The sequence below is a fragment of the Psychrobacter sp. SZ93C1 genome (assembly GCF_015864635.1).
Classification (GTDB): domain Bacteria; phylum Pseudomonadota; class Gammaproteobacteria; order Pseudomonadales; family Moraxellaceae; genus Psychrobacter; species Psychrobacter fozii.
In genome coordinates this window covers 198,409-212,185 of the sequence record NZ_JADYWY010000005.1, presented here as the reverse complement: position 1 = coordinate 212,185, position 13,777 = coordinate 198,409, and the positions used below count along the sequence as shown (strand labels likewise).

At 44.2% G+C, this 13,777-nt stretch carries 10 protein-coding genes; 8 read left to right on the top strand and 2 right to left on the bottom strand.

Annotated elements, in window-relative coordinates:
* Positions 1-25: 25 nt before the first annotated feature.
* The 3 genes from I6E83_RS08595 to bfr (I6E83_RS08585) all read left to right on the top strand — a co-directional run bounded on the left by I6E83_RS08595 (position 26) and on the right by bfr (I6E83_RS08585) (position 1,633).
* The gene (locus I6E83_RS08595) at positions 26-217 is read left to right on the top strand and encodes a bacterioferritin-associated ferredoxin (RefSeq protein ID WP_110923492.1); all 192 of its coding nucleotides are present in this window, start codon (positions 26-28) and stop codon (positions 215-217) included.
* A 367-nt stretch (positions 218-584) separates the two neighbouring features.
* The gene (gene bfr, locus I6E83_RS08590; RefSeq protein WP_110923491.1) at positions 585-1,073 is read left to right on the top strand and encodes a bacterioferritin; all 489 of its coding nucleotides are present in this window, start codon (positions 585-587) and stop codon (positions 1,071-1,073) included.
* A 77-nt stretch (positions 1,074-1,150) separates the two neighbouring features.
* Positions 1,151-1,633, top strand: coding sequence for a bacterioferritin (gene bfr, locus I6E83_RS08585; RefSeq protein ID WP_197101164.1), 483 nt, complete (start codon positions 1,151-1,153; stop codon positions 1,631-1,633).
* Between the two features lie 120 nt (positions 1,634-1,753).
* Here bfr (I6E83_RS08585) and I6E83_RS08580 read toward each other — a convergent pair whose 3' ends face one another.
* Complete coding sequence (locus tag I6E83_RS08580) at positions 1,754-3,130, bottom strand: DHA2 family efflux MFS transporter permease subunit (RefSeq protein ID WP_110923489.1); 1,377 nt, start codon at positions 3,128-3,130, stop codon at positions 1,754-1,756.
* A 221-nt stretch (positions 3,131-3,351) separates the two neighbouring features.
* Between I6E83_RS08580 and yghU the strand changes: the two genes are divergently transcribed.
* The 5 genes from yghU to uvrA all read left to right on the top strand — a co-directional run bounded on the left by yghU (position 3,352) and on the right by uvrA (position 12,261).
* Complete coding sequence (gene yghU, locus I6E83_RS08575; protein WP_197101162.1) at positions 3,352-4,173, top strand: glutathione-dependent disulfide-bond oxidoreductase; 822 nt, start codon at positions 3,352-3,354, stop codon at positions 4,171-4,173.
* A gap of 349 nt (positions 4,174-4,522) precedes the next feature.
* Positions 4,523-5,794 carry a DUF1176 domain-containing protein gene (locus tag I6E83_RS08570; protein WP_227680880.1) on the top strand — a complete coding sequence of 424 codons (1,272 nt, stop codon included), beginning with the start codon at positions 4,523-4,525 and terminating at the stop codon, positions 5,792-5,794.
* Positions 5,795-6,374: 580 nt separating this feature from the next.
* Positions 6,375-8,033: a DEAD/DEAH box helicase gene (locus I6E83_RS08565; RefSeq protein WP_197101160.1), complete on the top strand. Its 1,659-nt coding sequence runs from the start codon at positions 6,375-6,377 to the stop codon at positions 8,031-8,033.
* Between the two features lie 182 nt (positions 8,034-8,215).
* Complete coding sequence (locus I6E83_RS08560; protein ID WP_197101159.1) at positions 8,216-9,460, top strand: DUF819 domain-containing protein; 1,245 nt, start codon at positions 8,216-8,218, stop codon at positions 9,458-9,460.
* 233 nt (positions 9,461-9,693) lie between these two features.
* The gene (gene uvrA / locus I6E83_RS08555; RefSeq protein ID WP_197101158.1) at positions 9,694-12,261 is read left to right on the top strand and encodes an excinuclease ABC subunit UvrA; all 2,568 of its coding nucleotides are present in this window, start codon (positions 9,694-9,696) and stop codon (positions 12,259-12,261) included.
* Between the two features lie 112 nt (positions 12,262-12,373).
* Here uvrA and I6E83_RS08550 read toward each other — a convergent pair whose 3' ends face one another.
* Complete coding sequence (locus I6E83_RS08550; protein WP_197101157.1) at positions 12,374-13,774, bottom strand: reverse transcriptase family protein; 1,401 nt, start codon at positions 13,772-13,774, stop codon at positions 12,374-12,376.
* Between the last annotated feature and the right edge of the window lie 3 nt (positions 13,775-13,777).

The window sequence follows — 13,777 nt, the reverse complement described above, 5'->3', positions numbered from 1 at the left end:
TAGCGATATTCGTAGGAGTTAGTTCATGTACGTATGCATCTGCAATGACGTAAAAGAAAAGCAAATTAAAGCAGCTATTGCCTCAGGCATTGATACGCTTGATGGTTTAAAAGACACGCTTGATGTAGCGACTTGCTGTGGCTGCTGTGAACCTATGGTCAATGATTACTTAGAAGAGCACCATGCGAAACTTGATGTCTTAGCTTACGCCGTTTAAGCAGCATCGACTTTTAATATTAAAATCAAGAATACGCTTTAGCATCACACAAAGTATCTAACAGACTTCACTTACGCTTTAACTATTATATATAAAGGGTAAGTTGCAAGCGTCCGTATAACTTCGCTAATACACCTCTAATAATCAGAATTAACGCTAGCTAATTATTGTTCTCAATTAGCATCTTATTCTTAGTTCCTAACGTTACAAGCGATATCAGAGCCAGTATGCTACTATATATGTCTGACGCTGTAAGGCATTTTGTTGGTTTTGATATCTACTACTCAGTTTGCTAATAACACTATCCTTATATGGGTAATTATGAATGCACTGTGAGTCGTAAAGTATAAACAGGGGAGTATAAGTTATGATAGGTAGCCCAAAAGTCATTGATTATTTGAATTTCTTATTAGGTGGTGAGCTTGCCGCTCGTGATCAGTATTTTATTCATTCAGAAATGTATGCTGAGTGGCATTATGGCAAGTTGTATGATCGTATCCATCATGAGATGGCCGATGAAACACTGCATGCCCAAGCCATCATTCGCCGTATCTTAATGTTAAGTGGCACGCCTAAAATGACGGTTGATGCTATTAACATAGGCGCGACTGTTCCCGAAATGCTTCAGCTTGACCTTAACCTAGAGTATCAAGTACAGCAGCACTTAAAGGATGGCATTGCACTCTGTGAAGCAGAGCATGACTATGTCACACGTGAGATGCTGGTCGAACAACTAAAAGACACTGAAGAAGACCATGCTCATTGGCTTGAGCAACAACTGCGCCTAATTGATATGATTGGCCTGCCCAATTATCTACAAAGCCAAATGGCTGAAGTCACTCCTAATCTCATCTAATATTATGCTAGGGCGTGTCCTAGATAATTAGATGAATAATGTTTAGCTTAAATAATGAATGAATAGGGAGAGAGATAATGAAAGGGGATAAAGAGGTCATTCGCGCCTTAAACAAAGTACTTGGACAGTCGCTGATTGCGATTAATCAGTACTTTTTGCATGCTCGTATTGCGCGTCATTGGGGATTAGAAGCCCTTAATGAAAGCTTTTATAAGCAGTCTATTGCTGAAATGAAATGGTCTGATGATCTGATTGCACGGATTTTATTGCTAGGCGGTTTACCGAATTTGCAAGATTATGGCAAGATGTTCATCGCTGAAGATGTGCCTGAAATGATTGACTGTAATTTGCGTTTGGAAAAACAAAAATTTGCAATTATCACGGACGCCATCACGCTATGTGAGACAAAATCTGACTATGTATCTCGCCAGCTATTGGTTATCTTAAAAGATGGCAACGAAGAGTACGAAGACTGGTTAGACACTCAAGAAGATTTGATTAAGAGTGTCGGGGTGGAACGATACATCCAGTCACAAATGAGTGATGACGACGCACCATAAGATGATGTGATAGATAAATAGATCATATTTTCTAAACTTGCCAGCCTATGATTGGTCATAAACCAAAACATGAGCTGGCATTTTTATGTCTGAAATTTGACAGACTCTATCCGGTACACTTTAATATAGACCGCGACCATCTTCAGGCTTTAGGCGTAAAAAGTACAATCCTGAGAGAATGGTTAAAATACCAAGTATCCAATAGGTGGTTTGGAATGCAGCCAAGGTATCTAGCTCGAACCTGTCACGCAGCAAATTAAGTACTGCTGCACCAAAAGCAATACCGAAGCTAATTGCCAGCTGCTGATTGACCGCCATTAGGCTGTTGCCACTACTGGTCTGCGTGCCATGAAGGTCGCCAATAGTAATGGTATTCATCGCGCTGAACTGCATAGAATTACAAGCACCCATGACAGTCAAGATGGGTATGAACCACAGCCATTGTGATGCGTCATTGAACTGTGCCAATACGATGATAAGCGAACCCATAAAAAAGGTGTTATAAACCAAAACGGTGCGATAACTGTAACGCTGAATAATTTTACTCACCCATGGCTTGATACCAATGGCACCTACAGCAATAGGGGCCAGTAACCAACCCGCCTGTGAAGGTGAGTACTCAAACACCACCTGTAATAGTAGCGGTAGTAGGAACGGAACCGCACTGATACCGAGTCGCGTGAATAAGTTACCCGTAATACCAATGCGGAAGGTACGGATATCAAATAGGCTCAAAGGAAACAGCGGCGCATCCCGCTTTTTGGCATGCCAGATATAAGCACCTATCAGCAGGCCCGCACCCAAACCACAGAACAATCCATAAAGCTCTCGTCCTGCCTGTGAGCCGAACTCTACCGCCAACGTAAACCCACAAGCGGCTGCCGCAAACAATAAAAACCCTGTCCAATCAAGACGCTTGGTATCCTCAAACAATGCAGGGACGAGTTTTTTGCCCATAATAAAACCGACGATACCCATCGGAATATTAATTAAAAATATCCAATGCCAACTGGCATATTGTACGATATAACCACCCAATACTGGGCCAACTAACGGCGCGACCAATGCCGGTATCACCGCAAAGTTCATCACAGTCAAGAGTTTGTTGCGAGGATAAGACTTAACCAGTATCAAACGAGCCACTGGCGTCATCATCGCGCCGCCAATACCCTGAACGATGCGTGAGCCAATCAAAAAATCTAGCGTAGGTGAGGCAGCGCAGAGTAAAGAGCCAATACAAAAAATGATGATGGCCGATAGAAATACCCGACGTGTGCCATATTTATCCGCCAAAAAACCACTGATAGGAATGAATATAGCCAAGGTCAAGGCATAACTGATCACTGCCCATTGCATCTTCAGTGGCGACTCACCCAACGCCTGTGCCATTTGCGGTAAGGACGTATTTAAAATAGTGGCGTCCAAAATCTGCATGAACAGTGCTACCGCTAGCACATAGGGTAAATATTTATCTTGCGTTGGGGTTAGCGTTACCATGTAAATCTCATTGGATATCTGATTATAAAACAAGCAAAAAGTATATTAACGACTAGAGCGTTATAATAAAAGTGACTCAAGGTAACGGTGCGCTATCAAAGCGGCAAAATAAAAAACCTAACCGCAATTACATTGATTACAAGAGAGGACTTTAATGTAGGGAGTGGTTCTCGTTATAGTAAGCACTCTCTACATTTATAAAAATAAACTGAGGATAAATTATGAGTCAGGATAATAATAAATATGTACCACCAAAAATTTGGACGCAAGATAAAGAAAGCGGTGGTAAGTTCGCCAACATCAATAGCCCGACAGCTGGCGCACGTTTTAATAAAGAGCTACCAGTAGGCAATGCGCCACTACAGTTGTATTCGCTGAATACACCGAATGGCGTCAAGGTAAACATGTTATTAGAAGAGCTGGCCGAAATTGGTGTCAAAGGCGCTGAGTACGATGCGTATAAAGTTGACATTTCTGAGGGCGAGCAATTTGGCTCTGGCTTTGTGGCAATAAACCCCAACTCAAAAATCCCAGCTTTGGTCGATCATTCTAACAGAAACGACGGTGAGCCTATTGCTATCTTCGAGTCTGGCGCCATCTTAATGTACTTAGCAGAAAAGTTTGGCAAATTTATCCCTTTGTCAGCTGGCAAAGCGCGGGCTGACTGTCTGTCTTGGGTGATGTGGCAGATGGGTAGTGCGCCGTTTCTCGGCGGCGGCTTTGGACATTTCTATGCTTATGCACCCGAACCATTAGAGTACCCAATAAACCGCTATACGATGGAAGCCAAACGTCAGCTTGATGTACTTAATATCCATCTAAAAGGCAATAAGTACATGTGTGGTAACGATGAGGCGGATTACAATATCGCGGATATGCTCATTTGGTCATGGTATGGTCAGCTAGTGCTTGGTAAGCTTTATGATGCAGCAGAGTTTTTACAAGTAGATGACTATACTCACGTAAAACGTTGGGCAAAGGCTATTGCTGAGCGACCAGCGATTAAGCGTGCTGTAGAGTTGCCACTGCAATCAATGGGTTAGCTATAATTAGAGAACGACTAAACTGCTACGGTGTTAGCCTTCCTATATGTACAATCTAAAGTCGGCTGCCTTGTACCATTTTAGCGTTCTTAGACCATAGCTGAGCAGTACACAGCGTAATAATAAGGCTGATAAGCGGATTGCTTATTAGCCTTATTTTATAGACGTTTATAGACATCAAATTCACAGTTATTCTGTATCTATATATGGTTATATTAAAATAATCATATACTTGCCCGTTTACATAATAGTACATTAGTATAACAGATAGAAACATTGATACGTTAAGATAGTGGACACTGCCCTAATGGGTAGATATTTGTACTGCTTCTATTGATGAGTAATGACTATGAATGATGACAACCATAAGCTGATGGGTATATCACTACAGACAAGCACTGATCGCTTTGCTGTTTGCTATTCTCAGGTCAAGGCCGCGCAGGACCATCGACATATAGACGTCTCTCCATACTTACAACCGAACGATACCACTCGTCTAAGACTTAATTCTAAAAAAACAAAAAAGACACTCTTATTAATGATAAAAAATAAAATACGATTATCTTTATTTGCTGCTATCAGCACCACCTTATTTAGCACAGCAAGTATGGCACATTCAGGCGTTGAGCTGACCAGCCAAGATTGGCAAGTTGCCTGTGATAACACCCGTACGTGCCGGCTTGCAGGCTATCAAGCAGAAAACAATAGCGAATTCCCTATATCTGTATTACTCACACGCCGCGCAGGTGCGAATGCAAGCGTGGATGGCAAAGTAAAAATTGGCGGTGCCAAAGAAAGCTCATCTAAAGCCTTGATGAAACTGGGTAACCGTCACCGTATATCATTGTTTATTAATGACAAAGACTACGGTGAAACTCAGCCGTTTTCGGCCACAGCAGGCAGTGCCGAATTGACTAAAACACAAGTGACCGCACTGTTAGAGGCGCTGACCAAATCAAGCAATATCGAACTGGTACTGCGCAACTCACGTTGGCAGCTATCTGATAAAGGCGCGAGTGCCGTTATGCTCAAAGCGGACGAAGCACAGGGGCGAGTAGGGACATCGAGCGCTTTTATTGATCATGCTAGTGCGGTTAAACCTAATAGTGGTGTGTTAGCACCTAAAGCTGCACCCACATTACGTTTTGTCGCGCCTAAACCAAATGCCGCCGTGAATGATAAGAAACAGTTTGTCATGAAGTCGTCGCAATTGGCCGCACTGATGAAAGGCACTATCAAAGATGTCGATGATGACTGCCCAAATTTGTCAGATAAATCACCATGGCGAGTTAGTCGCTTGAACAGCTCAAAACTAATAGCACAGCATGACTGTTGGACGAGTGCTTATAATACAGGGGCGGGTGCCTGGGTCATCAATGACACCAAACCTTACAATCCAACACTGGTAACGACCAACGCTACTGACTACGATAAAGGTATAGTCACTTCAGTACAAAAAGGTCGTGGTATCGGTGACTGCTTAACTAAGACTGACTGGATATGGACGGGAAAATCGTTTGAAAAAAGCCATCAGAGCAGTACTGGGCTGTGCCGCATGATTGAAGCAGGTGGGGCGTGGCAGCTACCGACCTACGTGACAGAAGTTAAAACAAGTAAATAGTATTGAATATAAACGATAACCTGCTGAATCATATCGACATTTAAACATCGAGCTGTTATTGGTTAAGTCTTATTTAATAATTATGTGAAAAAATAGGTACAGTTGTACTTTTATTATGATATACTACGTCGCCACGTTAGCTTATAGCTTTCGTGAATTATGAGATTGATAACATCGCCTGCGATTTTGGGTCTAGGATGACCATAAGTAATTGTTGCCGATGATTTTGTGTACTTAAATAACCTTTTAAAATATCCGTTATTTTTGACTCATATCTTATCTACTGTTCCATAAGTATGGATTAGATTGGTTGCTGTTTGCCTTTATCTGCTTTAGACAAAGCATCGATAATACGCGTATATCAAGCAAGGATAAGACACTCGGCACTACCACCAAAATACGTCAGACAGCACGAACGCATTTATTGTAGAAACAACAGCTCTATTGGCTGGGTTTCTGATTATCGACACTCCTACAGTGGTCCGGTGATTCTTTAATAAAGGCAGCGTGGTGAACGGTTATCAGTGGTATGCATCAAGTTTGCTGAATTTACAGCAGCTTATACTTACCAAGGATTACTATGACTGACATCTTATCTGCAATCGCCGCTGAAAACGGTATCATCGAAAGCACTGACACCCCAAACACTGACACTCAAGCGGCTACTACTGACGCTGTTGACGAAAACCAAGTTACTTTTACTGATCTTGGCATCGCTAAGCCTATTCTAACTGCACTTGATCGCAGTGGTTACACCAACCCAACGCCTATCCAAGCACAAGCTATTCCTTTTGCTCTAGCAGGTCGTGATCTTTTATTGTCAGCGCAAACTGGTAGTGGTAAAACTGCCGCATTCGTTATCCCAGTACTTGACCGTTTGAGCCGCGCTACTAGCTTTGACAAATTAACCAAAGCACTTATCTTAACGCCAACGCGTGAACTTGCTCAGCAAGTACATGACAGCGTTCGTACATATTCTAAAGATATGCGCGGTCTGTTCTGTGTACCACTAGTTGGCGGCGCACCGTACAATGGTCAGATCACTGCTTTGAAAAAAGGCGTTCAAGTAATCGTTGCGACTCCTGGTCGTCTACTTGACCATATCAATGCTGGTCGTGTTGATCTATCAAGCCTAGAAGTATTGGTACTTGATGAAGCTGACCGCATGCTAGACATGGGTTTTGCTGATGACATCAGTGACATCTTGCGCGCTGCTCCTACTGATCGTCAAACCATCATGTGTTCTGCAACTTGGGATGGCCCAGTAGGTAAAATCGCTGCCAGCTTCACTAAGAACCCTGAGCGCGTATCAATCAAAGTAGAATCTGCACACATCGAAGAAAAAGTGTACTACTGTGATGATTTCGATCACAAAAACCGTTTACTTGACAAAATCGTTTGCCAGCAAGATATGGAACAAATCATTATCTTTGCTGCTACCAAACGTAGCACTGAAAAACTAGCAAAACAGTTACAAGAAGCTGGTCATAAAGCAAGCTTCCTACATGGTGACTTGCCACAAAGCAAGCGTAACCGTATCGTTCAAGACTTGCGTAATGGTAAAGTTAAAATCCTAGTAGCGACTGACGTTGCTGCTCGTGGTCTAGACATCCCAGCAATCTCGCACGTTATCAACTATGATCTTCCACGCCAAACTGAAGATTACGTCCATCGTATCGGTCGTTGTGGTCGTGCTGGTCGTACTGGTATCGCTATCAGCTTATGTAGCATGGATGATCGTCCACAGCTTAACGCCATCAACCGTTATTTAGATCGCAAAATGGAAGTATGTATCATTGAAGGCATGGAGCCTAAGAAAACTTATGTACCTAGCGAAAACAAAGGTAATGGTCGTGGCCGTGGTCGTGGTCGCTCTAACGGTGGTGGTAATGGTCAAGGCCGTGGTCGTTCAAGCGGTGGTTATCAAGGTAATCCTGCTAATGCTCGTGGTCGTTCAAGCGACAGCTCATCAACTGGTCAACGTGCTAGCAATGACAGCGGTTATCAAGGTAAGCCACGTGATTCATCTGGTAAGCCAAATGAGCGTTCAGGTGGCAAGCCTTATCAAGGCAAGCGTACTGGTGGCCCTAGCCGCGGTGATAGCACTGGCGTTCCACGTGGTGAGCGCGCTGCAACGGGTCGCGGTCGTCCAAGCGGCAGCCAAGGTCGTCCAGCTGGTCGTTCTGACAGCCGTGGCCAAGGTCGTCCAAACGGCGGCAACCGTGGTAACAACTCGTAATACGGTTATATTTGACGATTAAAATGATTGATTCATTGATCGTCTAAAAATAACACTAAAAAAGCCAGATACTTGTTATCTGGCTTTTTTGCGTTTGATAATTCTGTATTTGTCCTTGTATGAGTTTTTTGCCTTGTCTATACTGATTTACTTTTGCCCGTTGTAACACTTGGAGCACCTTGATGTCTGCCACCTCAAATTTAGCAATTGATAATTTGCCATTAGCTTTTGGCATCATCATGGCCATTATTGGTCTGGTTTTTTATACCCAAGGCTTACCGGGTAAGTTTTGGCGACGGTTTTATGCGGTACTACCAGGTATTGTGTTGTGCTGCTTTATACCAGCCACTCTGAATAGCTTAGGCGTCTTCGCTGATGGTATTGGCTCACAGATTTACGGTTTTACTGCGACTTATTTACTGCCAGCAAGTTTGCTGTTGATGACCTTATCGATGGATGTGCCCAAGATATTGGGCTTAGGTTGGAAAGCGATCGCCATGTTCTTCGCTGCGAGTATCGCCATCGTCATCAGCGGTCCAATCAGTTTAGGAGTGGCTAAGTGGATATCGCCTGGTATGTTCACAGATGACACGCTATGGCGCGGATTTTCAGCGGTGGCGGGTAGTTGGATCGGCGGGGCGGCCAATCAAGCTGCGATGAAAGAGCTGTTTGGGGTTAGTGATGATTTATTTGGCATGATGATTTTGGTCGATGCTACCAATGCCTCATTATGGTTATTGGCTATCTTGGTGATGGCAAAACACAGTGACAAGATAGACCGTTTTCTACGCGCGGATACCAGTAGTATCGATAAGGTTATTAAAGCCGTCGAGAGCTATGAGCGTGATCATGCGCGCCCAGCAACCATCAATGATTTGATGGTGATGTTTGGTTTATGTTTTGCGATGGTAGGGGTGGCGCATTTCGTCGGAGGACAGATTGCAGGGTTTTTTGCCCCATACAAATGGGCAGTCCAGTATAGCTTTGCCAGCTCGTTCTTTTGGATGGTGGTGATTATCACCTTAATAGGCGTCATCTTTTCGTTTACTAAGATTCGCAGGCTTGATCATGTTGGTGCATCAAAAATAGGCACGGTATTTATCTTTGTATTAATCGCCGCGATCGGTATGCAAATTAATCTGGCCGGTATCGTCTCGCAATGGCGACTATTACTAATCGGTCTGTTATGGATGAGTATTCATGTCGTGATTATCTTTGCTGTCGCTCGACTCATTCGAGCACCGTTTTTCTTTTTGGCGGTTGGCTCCAATGCTAATACTGGCGGTGCATCCTCTGCACCAATTGTGGCAACGGCTTTTCATCCGTCACTGGCTCCAGTTGGCGTATTCTTAGGTATTTTAGGGTATGCAGTAGGGACATTTGGTGGCTATATCAGCACCCAATTGATGCGTTTGGTGGTGTCTTAATCTCTAATTTGTCATTTTACTAATAGTGTTTTTTGCTAAACAAAACCCGCATTGATGCGGGTTTTTTATTATTAATGATTGGGTGACTTGAGTTATCGTTTTGTCTATCTATGCTATTGATACGTAAGCCTAACCATAGCCTTGCATGAGTACGTGTTAACCTTTCTGCTAATTGAATAAAGACAAATAGGCATGTTAGGAATAAACAAAAAGTTAATAGGAACAGTAGCACTATGGCAAACCCAAAAAAATTAGAAGAAAAAACAAGTATAACAAGCACAGTAAAGAACGCTCTCTATAACCCTGACCAAGAAAACATTCAGGTCAGAGGCGCACGCGTACACAACTTGAAGAACGTCGATGTTGATTTACCTCGTAATGCGCTGGTGGTCTTTACCGGTATATCAGGCTCAGGGAAGTCGTCATTGGCATTTGGTACGTTGTTTGCCGAGTCACAACGCCGCTATCTTGACTCTGTATCGCCTTATGCGAGACGGCTGATCGATCAGGTTGAAGAGCCAGACGTTGATTCCATAGAGGGTCTGCCGCCAGCAGTAGCCTTACAGCAAAAAAGAGGTACGCCTTCAGTGCGCTCGTCTGTGGGTAGCGTGACGACGATATCCAATGGTCTACGCATGTTGTACTCACGCGCAGGAGAGTATCCGGCAGATCAAGGAATACTATATGCCGATGCGTTCTCTCCGAATACGCCAGATGGTGCTTGTCCGACTTGTTCGGGTATCGGACGTGTATTTGAGGTCACTGAAGAGTTACTGGTCCCAGACAACACTAAGACCATCCGTGAGCGTGCGATTGCAGCATGGCCACCAGCTTGGCAAGGTCAAAACCTCAGTCGTATATTGACCACATTGGGCTATGATATTGATAAACCATGGCACACATTGCCGAAAAAAACACGTGACTGGATTTTGTTTACGGATGATACGCCGACAGTACCTGTCTATCCTGAATACAACATCGAACAAACACGCGCTGCAATTGAAAAAGGCGAAAAGCCAAACTATATGGGTACGTTTACCAGTGCCAAAAACTTCATTTTGCATTCTTTTGCCACTACTCAAAGCCCGCGAACTAAAAAACGCGTCTCGCAGTTTATGCAAATATCTGAATGTCCAGAATGTCACGGCAAAAAACTAAAGAAAGAATCGCTTTCGGTTAAGTTTGCAGGACTCGATATCGGTGAGTTATCACAGCTAACACTGACTGAAATGGCACAAAAACTGGAAAAAACTGCTCGTACCAAGGTAGCCGATAACACATCAAACCGCGAAAAAGCTATCGTTGCTCAGCGTATCGCCAGTGACATTCTCTCTCGTGTTGAAGCGCTGACAAGGCTAGGGTTGGGCTATCTCTCGCTTGAGCGTACCACACCGACACTCTCTCCTGGTGAGCTACAGCGGTTAAGATTAGCCACTCAAATTCGCTCGCAGTTGTTTGGCGTGGTATATGTCCTTGATGAGCCATCGGCAGGTCTGCATCCCGCTGATACTCAAGCATTACTAAGTGCGTTGGATGAGCTGATTGCAGCTGGTAATTCTGTGTTTGTCGTTGAGCACGACGTTAGTGTCATTAGACATGCTGATTGGATAGTCGATGTCGGGCCAAAGGCAGGTACGCATGGCGGCGAGATTGTCTATAGTGGGACTGTAGATGGTCTTCGTGAGGTTGCGCAGTCGCATACTGGTCAATATCTCTTTGCCAATGCTACGTCTAACGCGCAGTCTAAATCTAGCACAAGGCAGCCGACAGGATGGCTCAAGCTTGCAAACATTGAGCGAAATAACATCACAGGATTAGACGTTGAGTTTCCGCTTGGGGTGATGACAAGTGTCACAGGGGTATCAGGCTCAGGCAAATCAAGTCTCGTCAGTCAAGCATTGGTAGAGCTTATCAATGAAGCATTGGGTCAAAAGACAGTCACAGAAGCGCCTGTCGGTGAGGCAGACTTACTTGAGCAAGAGCTTGAGTCAGTAACTGGTGGTGAAATCGTCGCTGGCATGGAGTACGTCCGCCGTCTTATTAATATCAATCAAAAAGCGATTGGGCGTACACCGCGCTCTAATTTGGCAACCTATACGGGTTTGTTTGACGATGTGCGTAAGATTTTTGCGGCGACCAAGCAAGCAAAATCTCATGGCTATGATGCTGGCAGGTTTTCATTTAACACCACAAAAGGTCGCTGCCCAAATTGCGAAGGCTTAGGGTTTGTCAGTGTTGAGCTGTTGTTTCTACCAAGTGTCTATGCGCCTTGTCAGGTATGTCATGGTCAACGCTATGATGATGAAACGCTGGCAATCACTTATCGAGACAAAAACATCGCTGAAGTATTAAACTTAACGGTTGAAGCGGCTCATGAGTTTTTCGTTGATGAGGCACCTATTTTGCATGCATTAGAGGCATTGCTACAAGTTGGACTTGGCTACTTACGTCTGGGTCAGCCTGCCACCGAACTATCGGGCGGGGAAGCGCAACGGATTAAGCTTGCCACTGAGCTGCAGCGTGTGCAACGAGGCGACACGCTATACATATTGGATGAGCCAACCACAGGTCTACATCCTGCTGACGTGTCTATGCTCATGACGCAGTTAAATGGTCTCGTCGATGCGGGCAATACCGTCATCATGGTTGAGCATGATATGCAAGTGGCTAGCAATAGCGACTGGATCATTGATATCGGGCCAGGGGCAGGAGATGCGGGCGGAATGATTGTTGCTCAAGGTACGCCATATGACGTTTCTCAGTCAAAAGACAGCCGTACTGCACCATTTTTATTGGTGTAATGGCGCTATATTTATATCAGTGTCTTTACATCATTACATGTTACTGATGTAAAAATGAGTATTAGAAATAGAATTTTTCTAATACTCATTTTTTATAAATATAAATAAATATCTATGCAGATGTCTCTTGCTGCACGTGCAAACGCTCAATTCTATCTAGATAACTATGTCCCAACTCTGGCTCTGCCGAGGCTATCCAAGCAGCATATCCTGACAGCGTATTTAAAGTCTCATCGGCGCGTAATGTGCCGCCTGACTCTAAGTTATGAACGGCTGCTCGTAACATGCGCTTGATTTGGCGTGATACCCTTGGCACACCGCTACCGTTAACGACCATGCCAGTAACATTATGCTGATTACCTGTACGAATCACACGTGTCTTGTCATTATTTAGTGCAAAGCCTTCTTCTCGCAATATTTTATTCACTGATCCTAAGAGCTGACCAATCAATTGGTTGTGCTTAGTGTCTGAATTGCTCTTTGCAGTGTTGGATTTCTGATTGGATACTGGCAAACTAAACGTTAAATCATCGGCATAGCGGCTATAGCGCAAGCCAATTTTGTCAGCCAGTCCCGTTAAGCGTCGATCTAAATTTAAGCAGACGATATTGGATAGTGCAGGGCTAGTAGGTGCACCTTGTGGCAAAGCTCTATCACCCAATGCCACATAGTAGGTAACGCCATCTTGTTTGATGATTTGTCTGGGTGCTTCGGTGCACAATAGCGCCAGTAGCGTGGATATTTGTTCTTGATAACCTGCATGACGGAACACGCCTTTGACGCGGCGCCAGCTCACACTAGGGAAGAAGTCTTTGACATCAAGCTTAATAAGCAGCTCACTGTTGCTGTGTACGGCTGCATTGGTCACGATAGATTTGCCACGAACAAAACCATGTGCTGCATCATGCGTCGTTAAGTTGTTTAAGACTTGATTCAAAATCCAACGTTGCACGAATTTTAAGCGCGGAATGGGCGACCAAATTTGACGCGGCGACCCATTACGTTTGGTAATAGTAAAATGCGAGTAGGCTAGATTGGTTGCGACGTCCCTTTGATAGCAGAGTCCTTTCAACTGGGGTACGCTTAGGTTAACCGCTTCTGCCAGCTCAGTATGTTTGGTGAGTAGTGGTAGCTTATTTTCAATAAGGCGATTGGACGCATCTTTGATATCCCATTTATCCGCACTGGTGTCATCTGACCAGTAGACTTGGTAACCAAGATGGACAATATGGTGGGCTTTGTATGCTTGCCATGCTGATTTTTTGAGGATTCTTTCTTCTGCCGCCTCTTTTTTCAAGGCTTTTTTATAGCGATCCCGTTCTTTTGGGCTCATGTTATCGACAGGTTGGCGGTCTACCATAAAGCCTTGGCTGACGAGCTGCTGCTGAACGTATTGATAGCGTCCGCCTGCTAGCTCAATATCTTGCCATAGTTGCTGCCACTGTCGCTCAAAGGGCGTGGCATTAGGCACAGGGGTTATATAATCATTCTGCTGCTCTGTCTGCGTCGTCATACC

Excerpts from the sequence above, each read along its gene's own strand:
- I6E83_RS08595 (WP_110923492.1), top strand. The coding sequence starts at position 26 with ATGTACGTATGCATCTGCAATGACGTAAAAGAAAAGCAAATTAAAGCA.
- bfr (WP_110923491.1), top strand. The coding sequence starts at position 585 with ATGATAGGTAGCCCAAAAGTCATTGATTATTTGAATTTCTTATTAGGT.
- bfr (WP_197101164.1), top strand. The coding sequence starts at position 1,151 with ATGAAAGGGGATAAAGAGGTCATTCGCGCCTTAAACAAAGTACTTGGA.
- I6E83_RS08580 (WP_110923489.1), bottom strand. The coding sequence starts at position 3,130 with ATGGTAACGCTAACCCCAACGCAAGATAAATATTTACCCTATGTGCTA.
- yghU (WP_197101162.1), top strand. The coding sequence starts at position 3,352 with ATGAGTCAGGATAATAATAAATATGTACCACCAAAAATTTGGACGCAA.
- I6E83_RS08570 (WP_227680880.1), top strand. The coding sequence starts at position 4,523 with ATGAATGATGACAACCATAAGCTGATGGGTATATCACTACAGACAAGC.
- I6E83_RS08565 (WP_197101160.1), top strand. The coding sequence starts at position 6,375 with ATGACTGACATCTTATCTGCAATCGCCGCTGAAAACGGTATCATCGAA.
- I6E83_RS08560 (WP_197101159.1), top strand. The coding sequence starts at position 8,216 with ATGTCTGCCACCTCAAATTTAGCAATTGATAATTTGCCATTAGCTTTT.
- uvrA (WP_197101158.1), top strand. The coding sequence starts at position 9,694 with ATGGCAAACCCAAAAAAATTAGAAGAAAAAACAAGTATAACAAGCACA.
- I6E83_RS08550 (WP_197101157.1), bottom strand. The coding sequence starts at position 13,774 with ATGACGACGCAGACAGAGCAGCAGAATGATTATATAACCCCTGTGCCT.